The sequence below is a fragment of the Bacillus sp. ISL-34 genome, from assembly GCF_018613325.1.
Classification (GTDB): domain Bacteria; phylum Bacillota; class Bacilli; order Bacillales; family DSM-1321; genus Peribacillus.
Genome location: NZ_JAGGQJ010000021.1, coordinates 74091 through 95524, shown reverse-complemented (window position 1 = coordinate 95524; position 21434 = coordinate 74091). Strand labels below are relative to the sequence as shown.

Annotated in this window: 23 protein-coding genes; 15 read left to right on the top strand and 8 right to left on the bottom strand. The window is 39.8% G+C overall.

Translation table 11 applies throughout. From position 1 onward, the window contains the following. Nucleotides 1–24 precede the first annotated feature (24 nt). Entirely contained in the window at nt 25–234 is a 210-nt protein-coding gene (locus tag J7E52_RS14975) for a YqaE/Pmp3 family membrane protein (protein ID WP_214748116.1), read from the bottom strand. Nucleotides 235–515: 281 nt separating this feature from the next. Between J7E52_RS14975 and J7E52_RS14970 the strand changes: the two genes are divergently transcribed. Continuing rightward, a complete protein-coding gene (locus tag J7E52_RS14970) occupies nt 516–1184 on the top strand; it encodes a hypothetical protein (protein ID WP_214747911.1) in 669 nt (222 codons plus the stop codon). Nucleotides 1185–1304: 120 nt separating this feature from the next. Here the strand turns inward: J7E52_RS14970 and J7E52_RS14965 are convergent, their stop codons facing one another. Together J7E52_RS14965 and J7E52_RS14960 are read right to left on the bottom strand one after the other, a co-directional pair. Beyond that, on the bottom strand, nt 1305–1616 hold the full coding sequence (locus tag J7E52_RS14965; protein ID WP_214747908.1) for a hypothetical protein: 312 nt from the start codon (nt 1614–1616) through the stop codon (nt 1305–1307). Between the two features lie 230 nt (nt 1617–1846). Next, on the bottom strand, nt 1847–2176 hold the full coding sequence (locus J7E52_RS14960; protein ID WP_214747905.1) for a four-helix bundle copper-binding protein: 330 nt from the start codon (nt 2174–2176) through the stop codon (nt 1847–1849). A gap of 171 nt (nt 2177–2347) precedes the next feature. Between J7E52_RS14960 and J7E52_RS14955 the strand changes: the two genes are divergently transcribed. Together J7E52_RS14955 and J7E52_RS14950 are read left to right on the top strand one after the other, a co-directional pair. Beyond that, nucleotides 2348–2737, top strand: a complete 390-nt coding sequence (locus J7E52_RS14955; protein ID WP_214747902.1) for a DUF948 domain-containing protein — start codon at nt 2348–2350, stop codon at nt 2735–2737. Between the two features lie 95 nt (nt 2738–2832). Then, nucleotides 2833–3198: a DUF948 domain-containing protein gene (locus tag J7E52_RS14950; protein ID WP_214747899.1), complete on the top strand. Its 366-nt coding sequence runs from the start codon at nt 2833–2835 to the stop codon at nt 3196–3198. A gap of 199 nt (nt 3199–3397) precedes the next feature. On the opposite strand, the gene J7E52_RS14945 is transcribed toward J7E52_RS14950, so the two are convergent. Both J7E52_RS14945 and J7E52_RS14940 read right to left on the bottom strand, forming a co-directional pair. Further along, the gene (locus J7E52_RS14945) at nt 3398–3589 is read right to left on the bottom strand and encodes a DUF3934 family protein (protein ID WP_214747896.1); all 192 of its coding nucleotides are present in this window, start codon (nt 3587–3589) and stop codon (nt 3398–3400) included. Between the two features lie 179 nt (nt 3590–3768). After that, on the bottom strand, nt 3769–5100 hold the full coding sequence (locus tag J7E52_RS14940) for an oligosaccharide flippase family protein (protein ID WP_214747893.1): 1332 nt from the start codon (nt 5098–5100) through the stop codon (nt 3769–3771). A 169-nt stretch (nt 5101–5269) separates the two neighbouring features. Between J7E52_RS14940 and J7E52_RS27020 the strand changes: the two genes are divergently transcribed. Then, a complete protein-coding gene (locus J7E52_RS27020) occupies nt 5270–5404 on the top strand; it encodes a hypothetical protein (protein WP_286197782.1) in 135 nt (44 codons plus the stop codon). A gap of 84 nt (nt 5405–5488) precedes the next feature. Next, the gene (locus J7E52_RS14935) at nt 5489–5767 is read left to right on the top strand and encodes a hypothetical protein (protein WP_214747890.1); all 279 of its coding nucleotides are present in this window, start codon (nt 5489–5491) and stop codon (nt 5765–5767) included. 292 nt (nt 5768–6059) lie between these two features. Here J7E52_RS14935 and J7E52_RS14930 read toward each other — a convergent pair whose 3' ends face one another. The 3 genes from J7E52_RS14930 to J7E52_RS14920 all read right to left on the bottom strand — a co-directional run bounded on the left by J7E52_RS14930 (nt 6060) and on the right by J7E52_RS14920 (nt 10095). Further along, the gene (locus J7E52_RS14930; RefSeq protein ID WP_214747887.1) at nt 6060–7496 is read right to left on the bottom strand and encodes an amino acid permease; all 1437 of its coding nucleotides are present in this window, start codon (nt 7494–7496) and stop codon (nt 6060–6062) included. A gap of 366 nt (nt 7497–7862) precedes the next feature. Next, nucleotides 7863–8813 (bottom strand): arginase, encoded by a 951-nt coding sequence (gene rocF, locus J7E52_RS14925; RefSeq protein WP_214747884.1) that lies wholly within the window; start codon nt 8811–8813, stop codon nt 7863–7865. A 553-nt stretch (nt 8814–9366) separates the two neighbouring features. Next, the gene (locus J7E52_RS14920) at nt 9367–10095 is read right to left on the bottom strand and encodes a hypothetical protein (RefSeq protein ID WP_214747881.1); all 729 of its coding nucleotides are present in this window, start codon (nt 10093–10095) and stop codon (nt 9367–9369) included. 165 nt (nt 10096–10260) lie between these two features. On the opposite strand from J7E52_RS14920, the gene J7E52_RS14915 reads away from it, so the two are divergent. The 10 genes from J7E52_RS14915 to J7E52_RS14870 all read left to right on the top strand — a co-directional run bounded on the left by J7E52_RS14915 (nt 10261) and on the right by J7E52_RS14870 (nt 21264). After that, entirely contained in the window at nt 10261–11145 is an 885-nt protein-coding gene (locus J7E52_RS14915; RefSeq protein ID WP_214747878.1) for a hypothetical protein, read from the top strand. A gap of 322 nt (nt 11146–11467) precedes the next feature. Then, nucleotides 11468–13087 carry an amidohydrolase gene (locus tag J7E52_RS14910; RefSeq protein WP_214747876.1) on the top strand — a complete coding sequence of 540 codons (1620 nt, stop codon included), beginning with the start codon at nt 11468–11470 and terminating at the stop codon, nt 13085–13087. 104 nt (nt 13088–13191) lie between these two features. Further along, nucleotides 13192–14424: a Zn-dependent hydrolase gene (locus J7E52_RS14905; protein WP_214747872.1), complete on the top strand. Its 1233-nt coding sequence runs from the start codon at nt 13192–13194 to the stop codon at nt 14422–14424. 133 nt (nt 14425–14557) lie between these two features. Beyond that, on the top strand, nt 14558–14758 hold the full coding sequence (locus tag J7E52_RS14900; RefSeq protein ID WP_095393819.1) for a DUF3311 domain-containing protein: 201 nt from the start codon (nt 14558–14560) through the stop codon (nt 14756–14758). Next, the gene (locus J7E52_RS14895; protein WP_214747868.1) at nt 14755–16239 is read left to right on the top strand and encodes a sodium:solute symporter family protein; all 1485 of its coding nucleotides are present in this window, start codon (nt 14755–14757) and stop codon (nt 16237–16239) included. The genes J7E52_RS14900 and J7E52_RS14895 overlap by 4 nt, the downstream gene beginning before the upstream one ends. Nucleotides 16240–16308: 69 nt before the next feature. Then, the gene (locus J7E52_RS14890; RefSeq protein WP_309476893.1) at nt 16309–17193 is read left to right on the top strand and encodes a nitrilase-related carbon-nitrogen hydrolase; all 885 of its coding nucleotides are present in this window, start codon (nt 16309–16311) and stop codon (nt 17191–17193) included. A gap of 297 nt (nt 17194–17490) precedes the next feature. Then, nucleotides 17491–17808 carry a DUF3870 domain-containing protein gene (locus tag J7E52_RS14885; protein ID WP_214747862.1) on the top strand — a complete coding sequence of 106 codons (318 nt, stop codon included), beginning with the start codon at nt 17491–17493 and terminating at the stop codon, nt 17806–17808. Nucleotides 17809–17981: 173 nt separating this feature from the next. Continuing rightward, on the top strand, nt 17982–19142 hold the full coding sequence (locus J7E52_RS14880; RefSeq protein ID WP_214747859.1) for a DUF819 family protein: 1161 nt from the start codon (nt 17982–17984) through the stop codon (nt 19140–19142). Between the two features lie 15 nt (nt 19143–19157). Continuing rightward, nucleotides 19158–20240, top strand: a complete 1083-nt coding sequence (locus J7E52_RS14875) for a dipeptide epimerase (RefSeq protein WP_214747856.1) — start codon at nt 19158–19160, stop codon at nt 20238–20240. Nucleotides 20241–20265: 25 nt separating this feature from the next. Beyond that, complete coding sequence (locus tag J7E52_RS14870) at nt 20266–21264, top strand: C40 family peptidase (RefSeq protein WP_286197781.1); 999 nt, start codon at nt 20266–20268, stop codon at nt 21262–21264. The last annotated feature ends 170 nt before the right edge of the window (nt 21265–21434 follow it).

Sequence of the window (21434 nt, the reverse complement as noted above, 5' to 3'; positions counted from 1 at the left end):
TCGGGTTATTAGTGGTTGTATGAATCACTTAGTTGTTTGTTTCGATTTAGTAATAAGTGCTGCTTGCTGCTTCATTCGTTTATCAGCTTTCTTATCATGCACCACTAAGATTGCATGAATTAAACCAGGGACATAAAAAAATAGTGTGAGGACCAAATTAAGCAATGCCTGAATGGGTTTACCGGCTAATAATACGGCTAATGGAGGGAAAGCAATCGCAATTAAATAAAGAATGGTGAACACTCTCCAATATAATGATTTTTATCTTTTTGATAATTTTTTTATTCTAAAACAAGCTTGTTTTCCTGATGATTCCTTTTGATATCGCCTTGATAAATATATGCTCGAGAGCCGGATTCATACCAGCTGAGCATTCTGGCTCAAAGAAGCAGACTTTATCCCCCGATAATGGCAGGAGGGCTATGGCTATAATCTTTTTTCCCGGTAGCAGTCAATGTAACGCCGCTTTTTGTGTTAGAATAATCAGAATACTAAACGATGAAAGCGGGAGATTTATGAAAAAAAAGGTAGGCTGTTTGCATGCACACTATACAAATATAGAATACATCGAAACCGCATTCTCGAAATTCGATATTGAATGGCTTCATTTTGTAGATCCGGGATTGATGCATCGGGTGTCATCGGATGAAAATTTTAACGATTCGGATGCTCAAAAAAGGGTAAAAGAACAAGTCGAATGGATTGCCGAATGTAAAGTGGATGCCATTTTGATAACCTGTACAAACTACATCGCCTTTATAAACGAAGAACAACTACGTTTATCCATGCCTATCATTAAAATCGATGAACCATACTTTGAACAAATATGCCAATTGCGGCAACCGCAAATGCTTTTATTCACGAACCCAGCAACTGTTGAAGGAACAGTCAAACGTTTAAATGCCCATGCTGAAAAATATGGGGCTTTGGATATTGAAGTTATCATTATCGACAATGCCTTTGAATTGATTATGCAGGGATTGGGAGAGAAATATAACCAGGAAATCATGAACTTCCTATACCAGTTTAATAACGAAAAAAGACTGCTGTCGGTGGCTCAACTTTCAATGGTCGAAGCAGCTAAAAGATATGAACTTGAGACAGGAAAGACAGTATTAAATCCATTGCATGCGTTAGTGGATTACATGATAAATCAACTGGAACTAAGTTTCATTGAGTGTTGAATAAAGGATTTCTGGTGCCGATGACGGAATGATTTATAATTCAAAAAAATGTGTTTGTATATAATAGGAAAGTAAAAAAACTGCATGACCCGGTTAAATCCCCATGCAGGGATTTTTTTATTATTCCTTTGTGCGGATTTGTTCACGGATGTTTTCAAGTTCTTCAAGGGATAGATCTGTCAGGGAATTTTTTATTTCTTCTTCGACCCGTTTCCGATCAAGCTCCCTATATTCGCTCCACCAATCCCGCAGCCCTTCGGTGTTCTCGAGAAGATACTCTATATCAATTTCTTCTTGCTCATCATCTGATAAATATCGCATGACCGCACCTAATAATCGATTGAGTTTGGCTGTTTCACTTTCCTTATCAGGTGAAGCGGGGGTATCTTTCACTTCTAAATCATCTTTATGCGTAACATTCCGAGGTGTCATAATATCCTCCTGTTTTTAATACTAGTGTGCCTAAAAAGGGCGGTTTTCAATATATGTTTTTGGTATTTTAAATATTTCTTCTTTAAAATATATATTGTCATTAAAGAATTTCAACATATACCTCGCTAGAATATATCTATTATATCATCATCCATTAATAGATTTAATAAAGTAATGGGTAGGTAAGGGGGAAACATAATAAAAGGAATAGCTTAGTGCTATTCCTTACATCAAGCGACTAATTTTCTGCATTCTTCCGCGCATTTCAAGCATGCCTCAGCACATTTTTGACAATGTTCATGATCGTGTTTTTTACATTCGTTTCCGCAGCTTTCACAAATCTTGGCACAAACTTCACCCAACTCTGAAATAAACGATGTTCCTCTCCCTATCGCCTGTTCTAAATAAGAGCAAATTTCCGCACATTCCCGATCCAAGCGAATGCATTCGACCATCATGTTTACATGATCTTCTTTTAAGCATGCGTCGTAACAATGATTACACGCGGTCATACAATCATTTAAAGTTTGGATAACAGATGAATAATTCTCATGTGTCATGAACAAATCTCCTCCTAAATATGGTCTCTCCCTTACTATTATCCTTTAAATCACCCTTTAAACTTCTTTTAGGAGAAGGTAATGGTTCTTTAAAACTGACCGGACAAGTGATGGACTTTAGGGAATGAATGGAAAGGACAGTGCATAAATTAAAATGAAGGGAGTGGATATATGAAAATGTTCATTAAATTAAGTGTGGCCAGTGTCTCCGGTGCGGTAGTGTATTTGATATATAATGTCAACCAGACGCTGCGTAAAGGAATGGGAACGCTCGAAGAAACAAATAAGACACTGGAAGAGGTAAGGAATGCAGTACATGGATTGACGCAAGAGTCCAAACAATTGATCCACTCTGCCAATCAAATTACAGCGGATGTAAAAGGGAAGATGGAAAATGTCGATCCATTGCTAGAATCCGCCCAAGATGTTGGGGAAATGATTCATAATGTAACCAATTCCATGAAAGAAGCCAGTTTGGAAGGCCGCCCTAAGGATTTATCCACTCCGACAGCTCCTTCGACTCGAACTGAAGCTGAGGGGGTTCAAATCAAAATCAAATAGTACCATTTATCATTAAAAAAACAGGCACCCCGGGATCCACTAACATATTTGAAGTAATAGTTTCTACTATTTAATTTAGAGGGGGGAGCTTTATCTTGATTATTCAATATAGTGTGGCTGCAATCGCTTTAGCCTTCATATGGTTGGTCGTATTTTTAATCAGTACCCTTCAAAAGGGAATGGTCACGATAGGTGAAGCCAATCAAACATTGGTTGAAGTGAGAAATGCCATCCACGATCTGTCCGGCGAATCGAAACAACTATTGCAAACTGCAAATGAAATCACCGACGATGTAAAAACTAAAATGAAAACGGTTGAACCATTATTGGATTCTGCCCAGGATGTGGGTGAAGCGATACATTCAGTTACAGACTCTGTTAAAAAAGCCACTAACGGTTTCCGTACAGAGTTTTCCCCGAAAAAAATCAATGCTATCAAACCCAAAAGCCAATTTAGATAAAAAGAAAATATAAAAACAAAGACACTACCGGGATTTGGAGTGTCTTTTTTGATGGTATGTATAATAGCCGTACTCTTATGATTCATATGGAAATCGCCCGTATATCTATAAGACCCATTTCTCTCATACAGATCTTTTAACACCCTGTATGAGAATATGGAACAAACATAAAATTTTGTATGGTTTTTAGGACTAGCACTTATTTTTCTGTCTTGTCACCTGCAACATGACCGGATGTTTTTGAGTCTTTGGAATGTTTGACGCCTTTACTTACATATGGTTTGGCGTTTTTTTTCTTGTTGGCACTTGTTTTCCAACGATTCCAGCCCTTCTTGCCCGTACCTGTGCCCGTACCTTTACCCGTTCCGCTCTTAGCCTTAGCTTTACTCATGAAATCACTCCATTACAATTGTATGGTTAGTTTAAACCATTTTACTTGATTATTACCCAAGTATGTTGAAATATACAGTAACGAAGGTAATATGTACAGGGAAAGGCTCAATATTTTTAATCTAAATCTTTATAAACCAATAACAGCAAGGGTTTTTGCTGGGTGGCACTTTTTTTGCCTCACTTTATCGATATCGATCTTGATTTCGTCAGTAAGATGCTTATGCCGATTTTTTTGCAAATGGTCAAGTAGTGCATGAAAGTTAATAATACAGCACCAGTATTCATTCCTAAAATGATTCCTCCCATATTAAGAGAAGCCTGAGACCCTAGGATATACATCATTAAAAAGGCAACAATATGGGACCACACGGTATGGATGAAAGCATCCTTCACTAACCCAAGGCCGATGAGATAGGCTTGCATGGGAATGACAAAAAAATGAAAAAGGAAATAAGGACATAATAATTTTAAATAGTATGCGGCAGATGTTGAAGAAAAAAAGAGGGAGGTTAAAGGTTCCGCAAAGAAATAAATGAAGATCACAGCCGGAACTCCATACAATACGGTGAAAGACATCGATTTTTGCAATAAAACCCTCAATTTTTCCTTATCCTGCCTCTTGTAAGCATTCGAAACATTCGGAATGAGCATGATCATCAAGGAATGTGCGATAAAGGCTGGGAAGAAGCCGATCGTCATCGCAACTCCAGTGAGCATCCCAAAATGCTCTGTAGCCACTACCGCACCGAATCCTGCCGAGAGAAGGGCAGTATGGATCAAAAAAGGTTGGATGGCATTTGTTATCGCATGAAAGATCCTTAACCCCATGGTGGGCAGTGAAACCGCCAGTAACTTTTGCCGTGCATGTTTACCGGTTGTCCGCGAATTAGTACCGCGCCTCATGATTCGCATTTGAAGAATCAAAAGGTTGATCAAGTATAGAAAAACGAGGAACTCACTGCCAATCAAAACAAAAAAGGCCATCAACAATGACTTTTCCTGGTTAAAATGAAATAAGTTAAAGATAAGGAAAAGCAAGCCGAATTGTATGATATCCTTTAAAAAGTTGGAAAAGGCAATCTTCCCCATTTGCTGGACACCCATGAAATACCCTCTTGCAATCGATGAAAAGGCAACTATCGGGATCAATGTGATCAGCAGCCATTTAATATAGGGATGGTATTTGTCCATTATGGATGAGAAGGAAAGTATGAAAGGCATGACTACACACATAACCAATACCACGACTGCAGCCATTTTAAGAGCATGAATGATAAGATTATAATGCAGTGCCTGTTTATTTTCCGCAACGAATTTTGAAATGGAAATATGTAATTCAAGGCTGGCAATCACATATATCAAAAAGAAAATTGGCAATATGGACATATAAAGCCCCATGCCCTCCTCGTGTAATTCCCTGGCTAGGAGCATGTTCACTAAAAATTCGATACATTCCCCAAAAAACGCTGCGACAATCAAAATGAGCGTTCCTTTATAAAAAGACTTCATGTTGGCCCACTCCTAACAAGGTGTTTGTATATAGATATGAGACATGCCATGGAATATTCATGAGGAGCTGCATATCACGGCAATACAAAATGCGGTCATGCCTAGGGAAATCCTTATTAATCGATGTTGAAATATAAAAAATTAAATCAGGGTAAGGGTGGGTAAATGAATGAAATCGATTGGGTACATTCTTTTCTTTCGGGAAATCCTTAACAATGCCATCATCATCAAAAGGCTTCATTTGGTGATGTTCCAAACAAGGGCAAGTTTTTTTGTCATTTACCCTTTCGAAGGTGCCAGGTGAATCATGAACATAAGAATGGGACATGAATTTCGCTTTGAAATTCATGCTTTATTTTGCTATCCTTTAGCAGAGGGGATGATCAATATGAAATTTACATCTATTAGTCAATCAAATATAGATGAATTGTGCATTGCGTTTGAAAGTTGTCTTACAAAACATGACATTACATTTAAATATGTAGATATGACGGAAGATAACGGAACCATATCGTTTATTTTTTGTAATGACCCGGAAAATGCGAGATCGGTCGACATGGAAAGTGAACGTTTCATTGGATTGGATACTGATTACATAGCCCAGGAAATTTTAGAGCCTATCTTACCTAGATTAAAGGAATTTGCACAATATAAAATCATCGATTAAGATGATTTTTTTGTTTTGATATTTGTTTTTATTGCCTGAATAAAGCTGAAAATTTAACTTCCTATTATATGCGTAATATTACAACGTATAGTTTGAGGAACTAAAAAAGCTGGTAGGGAAAAGGAAGAATTCTTACAGTGGTTTACCATTGGGGAGCTATGCAGGAATGGTGATTAAATAAAAGAAATACCCTGGGTGTGATAACATCCAGGGTATTTCTTCTTTGAAAAGCAATCTTAATGGATTGTAAAGATTGCTTTTCACCACTTACTCTACTCCGCGGAATTTTGGATCAAATGACCATTTTTTTACCGGCATTTAATTCAACTTCCTGCTTGGGAGTTTCTATTTTCTTGTTTTTCTTCACTCTAAAGTGATAAACCGCATAACATCCAAGGAAGAATGCTCCCCCGCAATAAAGGGCCATTCGCTGCTCAGGAACAAATGCTAAACTGATCATGACGATGCAGTTTGTTATTAATGCAAGTATGGGGATGAATGGGTATAGCGGAACTTTAAATTTCAAATCTTCTATCTTTCCGCCTTGGCGGGTATAGGATCTTCTAAAAGCAAGAAGACTTGCCGATATGGCAATCCAGCCAATTTGTGCACCTAACCCTGCAAGGGAGAGAAGAAAGACAAATATTGTGTCTGCAGCTACTACACTTGAAAGTAAAGACAAACCGGCAATCGCGAGGGTGATGAGCAGGGCATTGAGCGGAATCCCTCTCTTATTCACGAAACCGAGCTTCGGACTGGCCATACCTTCCCTTGAAAGCGAGTAGAGCATACGTGTCGCAGCATAAAGACCTGAGTTCGCCACTGACAATAGTGCTGTAAGAATGATGAAGTTCATGATGTCAGCTGCATACGGAACTCCGATACTATCAAGTACAACAACGAATGGACTTTCTGAGATCCCGGCTTTTTCCCTTGGGATCATCGCCGAAAGTACAGTGACAGAAAGAACAAAGAAGAAAAGGGTTCTCCAAACGGTTTGTTTGATGGATTTTGGTATGACCTTTTCCGGGTTTTCACTTTCTCCAGCGGCTATTCCGATTAATTCAGTGCCCTGGAAGGAAAAGTTCACTGTAATCATTGTGATTAGCAGGGCCGATATCCCATTGGGGAAAAGACCCTCAGCGAAAAAGTTGGAGAAAAATGGAGCTTCTTGTCCACCTTTCATATCAATCATACCAAACATAGCAGCACCGCCAACGATGATGAACAGTATGATGGCCAATACTTTTATGCTGGAAAAAACAAACTCCGATTCGCCAAATGCCTTTGCTGATAAGGCGTTTAGTGAAAAGATGAGAAAAGCAAAGATTGCACACCACATCCAAACGGGTGATTCAGGAAACCATCTTTGCATTAGCTGTCCTGCTGCCAAGAACTCTAAGGCAACTGTAACGGCCCAGCCTAACCAGTAAAGCCATCCGATGGCAAACCCGGTTCCAGGACCGATGAACTTAGTCGCATATGTCTGAAACGAACCGGAAACAGGCATGGCAACGGATAGTTCACCTAGACAAAGCATCGTTAAATACATGATGAAGCCGCCGACTATGTAAGAGAGGATAGCACCGAAGGCTCCTGCTTCATGAATGGTATAGCCTGAACCGATGAAAAAGCCCGTACCAATACATCCCCCTATTGAAATCATAAATAAATGTCGTGCTTTCATGCTCCGTTTTAATTCATTTGGTTGATTTTCTGCTGTTTTCATTGAAAAACTCCTTTACCTGATGGGTGCAAACGGTTTCATTTATGTTGGGACGTTATTAGGGAATTTGTGTTTTCACAAGTCTAATAGCTTTGATCCTGATTCTTAGATGATGTCGAATTCCCTCCGAAAAGAGATTACTTCTGCATTAAAGAAGCATGAGTCAATGAACATAGGTACCTATGCAGAATTAATTTCGAAAGCGCCGCTTAATAATGAAAAGGAAGCCAAGCGTCAGGAAACTAGGGATGTAAATTGATTCATGTCGACCATCCGCCAAAGGGAAGAAGCACATAAATGAAGTATGGGCTTTTTCCTATGGAGCATCACTTTAACGAACTCTCTATCTACCAAAAACATAGAGTCCTGTTATTTAACATGAGCCAATAAATCTGGAGTGATAAGATCTTCCGCTCCATATAGTAATTTTTCCCCAAGCAATGAGCCCATTAATGCGACAGCAACTTCAGCCGTTTTATTATGCTCGTCCAATATAGGGTTTATCTCAACAAACTCTGCTGATGTAATGATATTGGCTTCAGCTAGCATTTCCATGGCAAGATGGCTTTCACGGTAACTAATACCTCCCATTACAGGCGTTCCGACCCCTGGTGCATCATCTGGATCAAGACCATCAAGATCAAGTGATAAATGTACAAGATCCGTACGTTCTTTAAGGTAGGCAATCGATTCTTCCATAACTTTTGTCATACCCATTCTATCAATCTCATGCATCGTATAGACTTTAATTCCTTTTTCCCTGATTAACTCTTTCTCACCTTGGTCTAAAGAACGGGCACCAATGATGACAATATTCTCTGGTTTGACTTTTGGAGAATATCCGCCAATGTTAGTCAGTGCAGGGTGGCCAAGACCTAAACTCACTGCTAGGGACATTCCATGTATGTTTCCTGATGGGGAAGTTTCGGCAGTGTTTAAATCCCCATGTGCATCATACCATATTACGCCTAAGTTTTCAGAATGCTTCGCTAAACCGGCTAATGTTCCGATAGCTATACTGTGATCTCCCCCTAATACTAAAGGAAAACGATTTGCTTGGATGACTTCATCCACTTTTTGACTCAATTTTTCATTACCTTCTGCTACGTCCTGCAGATTCTTTAAATTTGTGTCGCTATCACTTTGTGCTCTTTCCTGTATTTCTACTTTAATATCACCTTCATCACGGACATTATAGCCAATGTTTTCAAGTCTTTCACTCAACCCTGCATATCTGATGGCACTTGGCCCCATATCCACTCCTCTTCTAGTTTGACCAAGATCCATTGGCACACCAATAATTGAAATTTCCTTCTTCATGTGTAATTCCTCCTTCGATTTTTCTTCCCTAGTATAAGGGTAAAAGGATAGATGACTCAACTCGACATTTTTTTGAATATTTATACGATTAAGAAAAGGGTAAAAGTCTTGGGTTAAAATTCCTATTATTGATTATTTATGAACATGGTGTATTACCGTGCGGGGTATGAAGGAAGTTGGATGAATCCTTTTAAAACCTGCGATTGTTGAGATTTTTATCCCAGGAATGGAAGTGATAGCGCTACCAATCAGAAATTTTCGCTAAGGGTGATTCAAAAGGTTTTGAATATATTTTACTAGATACATTTATTCAGGAAATGGGGCAGTTACTCCTATAATGCATGGAAGGATTTTTCATTTTTATATTAAAAAATTTTTTTTTGATGAGAGAATGAAGAACTTTTCGCCAATCTGTTAACCGTGAGAAACGAATCATTCCAATAAATAGGATAGTTTGCTATAGATAAGAGATATATGGAAGGGTTTGTTTTCCGTAAAAAAAAAGGTAAAGAGCGGCAGGCTAGATTGCTGCTCTTTACCTTACTGTTAGAATTTAAAATTTTTCACTCCATTCTTCATCTTCAAGTGGCACACCATTGGAACTAATATATTCTACAATCATATTTCCATGTTTAAGAACACTATCTTTTTTTAGGGCATTGATAATTTCGGTAAAGCGGTCTTCATCTGCGTCCTGTTTCTTACGTGTAATGGTAATCCGAATGGTTGGGGAAACTTCATAATCTTTATAGCTGGCTGGTTTATTCGGATCAATTTTCAATTCTTTCCCGATCCCCTCATCAAAGACCAAGAGTAATTGATTATAATCGCCTATTTCTTCTTGAATCTTCTCCCAATCTTCACTTTCTGCAATATTTCCGATTTCATTGGAAATCAATACGTCACCCAGTTCTTTTTCAACATAAGGCCTGATTTCTTTTTCTGCATCATCTTGCCATTTATCAGATAGGAATGTATCCTCCATTTCCCCTGTTTCATCATTAAAGAAAACTAGAAATTGAGTACCATATTTTTCATGTTTCACTTTAGCTGCGTATTCAAAATAGCCCCGGTTTCCCATATTGTCGTATAGGACATATATTTCGGTACCTTCATCAAAAGTATTCTCTAAATATCGTTCAGCTTGATCCCGGACTTTCTTTTCATCATCAGGATCTGCTTTCATACTCTGTGTGAATGACAACATAAGGATCATCACACCGACCAGGATGATTAAAAAAACACCTAGTAAAGTCAGTAAAATCTTTTTTGTTTTGCTCAAGAAACACCCTCCTGTTATCTCTGCTACTTCATAATAATTCCCATATTATTCTAACATTTTCATGTTTCTTTTTACTATGTGAAATCTAAATTAGCTGCCCTCCAAATTATAGGGATACTTTGTTACAATATATAAAGAGTTAGTACCCTAAAGGGAGAGATTGACTTGGAAACCTATCAAAGAAAAATGAATCATAATCGGGATGAATACAGAAAGTTGCGATGGAAACAGCATCGTATCCAAGTTACAGGGTTATTCGATGCCGTTTTTTCGAAAAAAGCGTTCGTTGATAAAGTGGCTATCTTTGGTGCAGGCAATTGCGATGATTTGGATTTAGAGTATCTGGCAACTAAATGCAACTCCATATATTTATTTGATATCGATATGGAAAGTATGGAAAAGGGCACGGCGAATTTGCCTGAACGGACCCGGAAGAAAATTCAACTTGTTGCAATCGATGTAACAGGCCTCGGTAAAGTGGATTTTGATCACCATCTATCTTCCATGCTGAATCGTGGTGAAACGGCAAAGGAAATTCTTCAATATTTAAAGGAAAGCGGAAAGCGGTTAGGCCAGCTTTCTGAAGATGTATTTGCTAATTATTATAATGATTTTGATATCGTGGCAACTTCCGCCATTTATACCCAACTATTTTATAATTGGGCAACGGAACTGCTATCTGATCATGCAAACCAATTTCAGAATAAAGACGCAGAAGAGCTGAAGAATGGAATTTTAGACCTAAGGGATGAGATCGTACGTACAGTGAATCACTCTATATCTAAATGTGCCAAGCAAAATGGATTCTGTATTACATGGACTGATATCTTAAAAATCGAACCAGAGTATATGGATACCATTAATGAAGGGCTGAATGCCATCTTTACATTGGCCTCGAACGTAGGTTATGGGGCAGCATTGATCGGGGTAAAAACGGTTATTGAAAAAGTGGATAAAAGCGAATTAACCCTTCGATACTGGCCATGGGATTTTAATGCAAACAAACAGTATTTGACCATTGGCATTATCGGGAGATTGAATGGGTTGTAAATTGAAAAATGACGGGATAGATAAGCATATCAGCAGCTGAATCTATCCTTTTTTTGATTGGTTATAGTCCCCTTATGAATATGATTAATCCTATAGGCGTGATAAAAAAGGGGCTGGGCAGCAAAACATGGGAAATAAGACATAATTATATAAACGGTATAAAAAAACGATGAAATTTTTGACTATTTGTCTAATGATTTCACAATCTGGTATGGATATAATGAATCTGTTGAAAACAGAATATTCCGATAACTGTTAGTGGAAGACAGCAAAGGATTAGGAATTGGTAATGAGTGTGACCAATAAGGAAGGGGTGTGTTGTTTGATAGCTGATATTGTGTTCATAAACGGCGAGGTCATAACCGTAAACCCAAAAAATGAAGTCGCAGAAGCCCTGGCTATTAAAGGTAATCGTATCTCGGCAGTCGGAACGAATCAGGAAATCAAGGTATTTATCGGAGATGAAACAAATGTGATTGATTTGCAGGGAAAGTCATTACTTCCTGGGTTTATAGATTCTCATATTCATCTTATATTGTACGGTGTCAACCAATTGGCAGTAAGTTGTAAAGCTGAACATATCAAATCTGTAGAAGATTTGTTAATCGATCTGAAGAAGAAAGCCTCGACGATTCCTAAAGGTGAATGGATCCGTGCCTGGGGCTTCAATGAGACTGCTGTGAAAGAAAAACGTTATCCTACAATAGCGGAATTGGATGCTATTTCAACAGATCATCCCATCATGATAGCCCGTACATGCAGCCATATTAGTGTGGTGAATAACAGGGCGTTAGAGATTGCCGGAGTAGATGGGAACTCAGAGAATCCAACTGGAGGGATCATTGAAAAAGATAGGGAGGGAAGAATTACAGGCAAACTCATTGAAGCGGCAAATATGATAATGGCCGACAGAGCAAGTTATTCTGAAAGTGAACTGTTGAAAGCAGTGAAAATAGCGTCTGATCATTTCATCGCAGCAGGCATAACAAGCATTCATGAAGCAGGTGCATATGGTCCTGAAAGCTTCCGTTTAATGCAGCAGGCCATAAAAAATAAGGATATTCGTGTCCGTATCTATGCGATGGTCGCTTCATTGAATAATTCTCATGAATTTGTAAATAAAATGGTAGATTCGGGAGTCATAACCGGAACTGGGGACGAAAGATTCAAAATCGGACCAGCCAAATTGTTTACGGATGGCAGCAGTACCGGTCCGACAATTGCTACCCGTGAGCACTATTCGAGTGATCCTGGTTATTCCGGTATTCTTTATTATAAAGAAGAGGAAATCTATCAAGTATTAGGTCAAGCACATAAAAAAGGCTATCAGATCACAGTCCATGCCCAAGGGGACAAAGCGATAGAGATGTATTTAAATTGCGTCGAAAAGGCTTTGAATGAATCGCCAAGAAAAGATCATAGACATAGGATCGAGCATGCCGGAATATCTTCTCCAGACTTACAAATGAGGATGAAAGAACTTGGAATCATCCCAATCCCCAACCCCCCATTTCCTTTTGAATTCGGTGATATATATATTGAACATTACGGCAATAGGGTCAACCACATGTACGCCGCCCGTAATTTTATTGATAATGGCATCTTGGCCGCAGGCGGTTCCGATGCTCCCGTTACTGATCACGACCCTTTATTAGGCATACACGTTGCTGTTAATAGAACAAGCAGGTCTGGAACGAAAATAGGTGCGGTTCAATCGATTAGCGTATTGGAAGCCATTAAACTATACACATGGAATGGCGCGTTTGCGAGTTTCGATGAAGATGTCAAAGGCAGCCTGGAGGCAGGGAAGCTGGCTGATTTAGTAGTATTGAACGATAGTATATTGAAAGTGGATTCCCAAAATATCAAGGATTTGAAAGTTGAATCAACGATTCTGAATGGGGAGATTCTTTATCATAGGGAAACATTGGTAGAAATATAATCTAGCGTAACTACTCGATTACAACAAGACCTTCACTTTCATTTTTTGGCTTAAGCGAACGTAAGTGGGATTTAGCAGGTTATTAAAAAAGGGGGATATTCGCTATGAAAAAGCAAAAATTATTAATTAATGGTGAGAGGCTGAGTCGTTCGCTAGAGAAATTTGCTGATTTTGGACGTACAGAAAACAACGGAGTCACACGGCTATCTCTGTCCGAAGAAGATCGATTGGTCCGTGATTACTTTTGCGATTGCTGTAAAGAATTAGGTATGACCATTAAGGTTGATGATATGGGGAATATTTACGCTACTTTGGCGGGACTAGAAAACAAACCACCTATTGTAATGGGATCACATATGGATACCGTAAAAAAGGGCGGACGGTTTGATGGTATCTTGGGTGTAGCTGCAGGCTTGGAAGTCGTGCGGACTTTGGTGGAAAATAATATCAAACCTAAAATTCCGGTAATGATCGTGAATTTTACAAACGAAGAGGGAGCCAGATTCGAGCCTTCCATGATGTCTTCGGGGGTTCTTTCAGGTAAATTCGAAAAATCCATCATGCTGCAAAAGACGGATAGCGAAGGAACGACTTTCGAAAGTGCTTTGAATGCCATAGGATATGCAGGAGATAAAGAGTCTCGTCTAAAAGAAGCGACTGCATTTCTGGAGTTGCATATTGAACAAGGGCCCATTCTTGAATGTGAATCACTAACGATCGGTGTCGTTGAATGTGTGCTTGGTATGGTGTGCTATGAAATAGAAGTTACAGGCGAATCCGATCATGCAGGAACCACCCCGATGAATATGAGAAAAGATGCTTTCTTCACTGCGAATAGCTTGATTATGGAGGCTCGTCAGAAGCTAGGCATGCTTGATGACGATTTGGTTTTTACGATGGGAAGGGTAAATGTGTTTCCTAATATCCATACGGTTATCCCTAATAAGGTGGTTTTTTCCTTAGAAGCGAGACATAAGGATTCCAAAGTCATCAAAAAGGTGGAGGAAGTCACTGAAAGCCTTACAACTGCAGGTTCGGAAGGGGGCTGCGACATCCAAGTGAAAAAATTGTGGGACAGAGATACCGTTTGGTTCGACAAGTCCATTTGCAATTTGCTTGAGCAATCTAGCAATTCATTAGGCCTTCCCTATAAAAGAATGGTAAGCGGTGCAGGGCATGATGCACAGTTTATAGCTAGTTATATACCGACTGCCATGGTTTTCGTCCCAAGCATCAACGGTAAAAGTCATTGTGAAGAGGAACTTACTACTTGGGAAGATTGTGAAAAAGGCGTCAATGTAATATTGGAAACGGTCCTTGCCATCCAGTCTTCTTAAAATGAATATTCCGTTGGTTAAAAGCAGGTAAAGACAGTCAAAGGGTGCTATCAAACCATCAGTTCAGGTTGAAAGCCGGCTTGACTGATGGTGATGCATCCATGTAAGGAACCTAAATGGGGGAGGGGATAATTTGGATGCTATTAAGCTATTGCTTTTTGTTCCATTTATAGGGTTTTTAGGTTTATTGCCCTATGCAAATAAAATAGAACCGTACATATTGGGGATGCCTTTTTTGTTATTTTGGGTTGCATTTTGGATGGTGATGGCATCGATTATCTTGATGATTGTCTATAAGTTCGATCCTGATAATAAAGGGAGTGATTCCGAATGAATATCTCATTACTCATCATTTCCATCTTCTTGGTTCTAGCACTTTATTTAGGGATAAAAGCAAGAAATGGTAAGGATATGGACATGGAGCAATTTGCCGTAGGGGGCAGGGGCTTCGGTACATTCTTCATATTTCTGCTGATAGCAGGTGAAATTTATACAACATTTACATTCCTGGGCGGAAGTGGGTGGGCTTACTCAAAAGGTGCGGCTGCTTATTATGTTCCCGCCTATATATTCTTAGCCTACGTCCTGTCATATTGGCTCGTTCCCAAAATATGGAGATATTCAAAACGTCATTCCATTATCTCTCAGCCAGAGTATTTTGCATCAAAATATAAAAGCAGATCAATGGGGATGATCGTTGCTGTATTGGGAAGCTTAGCCCTCGTGCCGTACATAGTCATACAGCTCAAAGGATTAGGCATCATTGTTTCCGAAGCATCTTACGGAGCAATTTCACCAGTTGCTGCAAGTGTGATCGGTGCTGTGGTCGTAACTACCTATGTAATGATTTCAGGCATTCATGGGTCAGCATGGACAGCCATACTGAAAGACTTCATGATTTTGGTGGTCGTTATCTTTTTAGGGATCTACATTCCTTTTCAATACTTCGGAGGCATACAGCCAATGTTCGAGACCGTCCAAGCTGCTAAACCGGAAATGTTGGTTTTGGCAGATCAGGGATTGAGTCAGTCCTGGTTTGTGTCCACCGTTTTGCTGAATGCACTAGGATTTTATTTGCTGCCACAAACATTCATGGTCGTTTTATCGTCCAATGGGGAAAGGACCCTTCGCAAAAATGCGATTGCTTTACCGTTATACACATTGCTGCTGCTTTTCGTTTTTTTCATTGGATTTACAGCCATCATGGAAATCCCGGGTTTGCAAGGAGCTGATGGAGATCTATCACTATTAAGGCTGGCGATTCAAACATTCGATCCATGGGTGATAGGGGTAATCGGAGCTGCAGGTTTGTTGACGGCGCTTGTACCGGCTTCAGTCATGCTAATGGCAGCATCGGTAGGTCTCACAAATAGCTTTTACAAAGTTCTCGTCCCTGCTGCGACTGAAACACATCAATTGATTGTCTCTAGGATCATTATTATTGGTATCTCAATCATTGCTTTGATTGTAACCGTAACGGGCGGCGAGGCTTTGGCCATTTTGAATATCATGTCATACAGTTTAATTACCCAACTGGCACCTTCCTTGTTTTGCAGTTTACCAAAAACCAATATAATCAATAAGTATGGTGCAATGGCAGGAATATTGGCAGGCGTCCTGATTGTTTTATATGCGACAATTGCAGATGTGAAGGTTGCTACATTCTTACCAGGTATTCCACATGTAATTAATGATATCAGTACTGGTGTCATAGCTTTGTTAGTTAATATACTAGTAACATTCATCGTCAGTGCACTGACTAAACATATCACTATGCAAGGGAACGAAATGAATGATCTGGACAAGATATCCTGATTTCTTTTATTAAGGCTAATGGAATTACTGACTGGTAGAACTGATAAAACAAGATTTGGGAGGCCTTTTGTGAAAATTAAAATAACGGCTTGTCAATTTCGTGTAGAAAAAGTGTCAACCTTCAATGAATTTCAGAAAAAAGTTGAAGACTTGATCACCCAAGTTCCCGAAGACTCGGATTATATCATTTTTCCTGAACTGTTAACCATCGGGTTATCAGCGGCCTTTGGAGAACAAGATGCTTCGTCCGTCATCATTGATGAATATACCAATTCATACAAAGATCTTTTCAGGTCACTTTCAAGAAAAAGAAAGCAGGTCATCATTGCGGGCACGCATTTGGAACGCCGCGAAAATGAATACTTCAACATTGCATACATTTTTGATAAAGACGGATCAGTCGTTGAGCATAAAAAAACTGATATCTTTCCCGCTGAAGCGAATTGGCATACTTCCGAAGGTGATGATCTGCAAGTTTACTCCGTAGGTCCGGTTAAGATAGGGATAGCGGTATGTTATGAAGCGGAGATACCTGAAATTTCAAGGATATTATCAATGAACGGGGCCGATATCATTTTTTGCCCATCATACACATTTACAGAAGCTGGGTTTTGGCGGGTTCGCCATTGCGCACATGCACGTGCAATCGAGAATCAGGTATATTTTGTTCATTGCCCCACTGTTGGTGAACCAGGGTCACCCCTGCCGAACGGATACGGCCGTGCCAGTATACTTAGCCCCTGTGACAGTGCTTGGCCCGCAAATGGAATAGTAGCCGAGGCAGCATTGAATGAACATACAATCATTACAGGTACGGTCGATATGGACGAACTTTATGAGAATCGAAAAAGTGGTGCGGCGACCACTTTCAAGGATCGCAATCGCCGAAAAGAGTTGTATGCGAAATATGAGCCATATGAAGGGCTGAAATGTCTTTTGGATCCCGAACCATGATTTGGATTCCGAATAATGATGTGAAGGTCGAATAAAGTGCGGGATAGGTCGAAAAACCACCCATGAACCATGTTTTTAAAACAATACCTAGTTATACTCCGTTGATGGGCGTATTAGTTATAGAACTTATCTATTCTCTTGCGCAGGAATCGGAAATTGACATAATATACAAAATATATTGTCAAATGATGGCTATATATATTAGAATATATGTAACCATTTCATATTGTAATAATATAGATAGTCACCCTATTTATACCTGTTATGATGTCTGTAATGGCAGGAGGCATAATAAGTATGTTTCAGCAGAACACAATATATATAGTTGGCGAATCGAAGGCTGCGTCAAATAATCCGATTACACAGCAATTCAATTGCTTTTTTATCGGTTTCGTCATTGATAGTGATACGCATGAAATAGTGGATGCGGAATGCTCGACTACGATATCGATTACATCACGCTTCATTCAATCCATGTTAGTGGGTAAATCCATTCTTCGGCCCGATGAATTGGAGAAAGAAATTGAGAAACGTTACTTTGGTTCATCCCAGAAAGCACTGACTGTCGCACTTAGAAATGCCAGCATTAAATATCATCAACTTTATAAGTTATAGCTGCTTCTTTTGTCAGTCGCAATTGAAATCCAGCTGTTAAAGAGTGTGTACGCGCTCTTTGGCAGCTGGATTTTTTATGTAGGGGCCACGCAAGACTTCATTGGCCGGTTTTAATGAAATGGAAATTACATTTTATTATTATGAAATCCCCTAAATATAAGGAGGTATGGAATATGATTAAAGATGGTGTGATGTTTGTCTGTTTTTTATTGGCATTTACTGCCGTGATTGCCGTAGCGGAAAAAAAGATCGGAGGAAAGTTCTTCAAGTATGTTCCTGGTATTGTCCTTATTTATATTGGAGCGGCTCTAATGAAAACATTTGGGGTCTTTTCAGATAGTGAGTCAGTCGAAAGCGCATATAGCACCATACGAGGACTCCTGCTACCCGCCATGTTGATGCTCATGCTTTTGCAATGCGATATGCGAAAAATAATCAGACTTGGACCAAAGATGCTGTTAACTTTTTTTGCCGCTTCATTCAGCATCATCGCAGGGTTCACTCTTACTTACGTCTTAATGAAAGGTTTTTATGCTGAAGGAACTTGGAAGGCATTTTCGGCTTTGAGCGCAAGCTGGACAGGGGGATCTGCCAATATGGTGATCTTGCAAGGCATACTCGATGTGCCGGAAAATATTTTTGGCTATGCGTTGATCATGGATACAGTCAATTATTCCATTTGGGTCATGTTCTTGTTTTGGCTGGTGCCTCTTGCTGGAAAATTCAATATTTGGACTAAAGCGGATACATCTTTCGTTGATCAAATGACTTCCGAGCTTGAAGCGGAGGAAACCGCCAAGACGGAATTTGGTTTCGTGGAATTGATCGGTTTCTTGGCGCTGGCTTTAATTGTATCAGCAGGGGCAACCAAAATCGGGGAAAGACTGCCAGTGCTGGGTGCCGCAGTGAATGGTACCACTTGGACGATCATCATCGCTTCGACCGTAGGTTTAATCCTGGCTGTCACGAAGGTTGGCCGTATTGCCGGTTCCATGGAAATTTCCAAAGTCATGCTTTATATAGTCATTGGTTTAATTGCTTCCCATGCCGATTTTTCACAGCTTTTTCAAGCACCTGTGTATATTTTATCCGGATTTATGATTCTATTCTTTCATGGATTGATCATGATCATTTTGGCCAAGATCTTTAAGTTGGATCTATTTACAATGGGAGTTGCCTCATTGGCCAATATAGGGGGTGTGGCATCAGCGCCTATATTGGCAGGTTCATTCAACAGGGCGCTAATACCGGTCGGGATATTGATGGCTGTACTTGGCAGTCTTCTGGGCACCTATTTTGGCATTCTTACATCATATATACTCTCAAGCTTTTAAGGAAGGGTTGTTAATATGAAGATTGAAAGTTTACAAGTATCAGTGGAAACCTTGCCGCTTGTCAAGCCATTCAAGACGGCATTACGCACAGCCATGGAAATTGAAAATATCATGGTTTCCGTAAAGTTGGAGGATGGAACGGAAGGTTTGGGGGCCGCAGCCCCTACGGTTGCCATCACGGGAGATTCTACAAAAGGAATCTTGACGGTCATCGAAGAAGTGATCTCGCCACATCTAATTGGCCGCGACATCGAGAATATCAATGCATTGTCTCAGCTGATCCAACGATCATGTGTAGGAAACACAAGTGCGAAAGCTGCTGTTGAAATCGCTTTGTACGACGCAGTCAGCAAACGATGGCAGCTCCCTTTATATCAATATCTTGGCGGTAAATCGAATGTCCTGAAAAATGATATGACAATCAGCGTTGATGAACCCGAAGAAATGGCAAAGGCGGCATTATCCCTCATCGATGGCGGATTCTCTACGATGAAGATAAAACTGGGGAAAGACTGGAAGAGTGACGTGGAACGGGTTGCCTGCATTCGTGCTGCTGTTGGCGACCAGGTTATGATCAGGATTGACGCAAATCAAGGGTGGACAACAAAACAAGCCATTTCCATCATTCATGAACTCGAGGAAAAAAAGCTGAACGTTGATTTGGTGGAACAGCCCGTGCAAGCCCATGATATCGAAGGATTGAAAGAAATAAAGAGGTCTGTCCAAGTGCCGATCATGGCCGATGAAAGTTTGTTTTCCCCCCGTGACGCCATGAAACTCCTGAATGAACATGCTGTTGATTTCCTAAATATTAAATTAATGAAAACAGGCGGAATAAGACGTGCACTCCAAATAGCCGATATGGCAGAAGCAGCCGGGGTGGAATGCATGATTGGGAGCATGATGGAATCATCCGTGAGTGTAGCGGCCGCGGCTCATCTGGCAACCGCCCATCCAAATATAACGAAGATTGATTTAGATGCTCCATTATGGATTAAGAATGAACCATTTGAAGGCATTCAATTTATGAAAGATCAACTTCTCATTTCCGAGAAACCTGGACTAGGAGTCAAGAGGAAATCCTCATTTACTCAATAAAAACTATTTCGGAAGGGTGATTATTTTGAAAAGGTTAACCGTTTTTGTGCTATCTTTATTTGCTCTCGGTAGTTTTTTCAGTCCCATTGAAGCCAATGCAAAAGAAAAGGAGAGAATTGCCTATGTAGATGTTAACGTGGCCACTCTTTGGACTGAGCCTGGAATATTAAGGGAAATCGATGCTCCTTCAGCATCGAACCCTGTTGATATGAATGCCTGGATCGGCTCGATGAATTATGAAGACAAACTGTGGCTTGTAGGTAACCTGGAAACACAAGCGTTATATGGTTCAAAAGTGACGATTCTAGAAGAACAGGGTGAATGGGTGAAAGTAGCCGTTGCCAATCAACCGACGCCCCGTAATGATATTGGTTATCCAGGATGGATGCCAAAGGCACAATTAAAAGACGGAAATTCTTTTGAGAAGCAATTTAAACGAGGATTTGCCCTTGTAAATGCCCCAAAGACTTGGCTTTATTCGGATTCGAAACTTCGGTTCAAATTCATGGAGGTCAGCTTCGATACCCGCCTCCCGTTATTACAGGTGAAAAAAGATAAAGTGAAGGTGATGACACCGAGTAATGGCGCAAAATGGATAGAAAAGCAGGACGTGTCAGTTTATCAAAATGAAAATCAAATACCTGCTCCAACCGGTAAGGACATCGTTGAATCAGGAAAAGAATTTTTAGGGCTTCCTTACCTATGGGCTGGAATGTCCGGTTTTGGATTTGACTGTTCTGGATTTACCTATACAATGTACCATGCTAATGGAATAACGATTCCAAGGGACTCTTCCGTTCAGGCGGAACATGGCAAAAAGGTGGAACAAGAAAATCTTCAACCAGGTGATTTACTATTTTTTGCCTATGATAAAGGGAAGGGAAGGGTCCATCATGTCGGTATGTATATAGGTGATGGCAAAATGATCCATTCGCCTAACAGCTCAACACATGTAAGGATAGATGAAATAAAAACATCGGGATACGGAGAGGAATATGCCGGAGCAAGAAGATATATCGATTGATTCATAAAAAGCTTAAGAGCCAAGTGCTCTTAAGCTTTTTTCGTATTTGAACAAGCCCTTTCTATCATTCTATCGGATGACAAAATGATGCCCCCTTGGAATCGTTTATTCCTAATTAGAGGCATATTAAAAATAGTTACATGTTTTATACCAAAATAATAACTTGAATG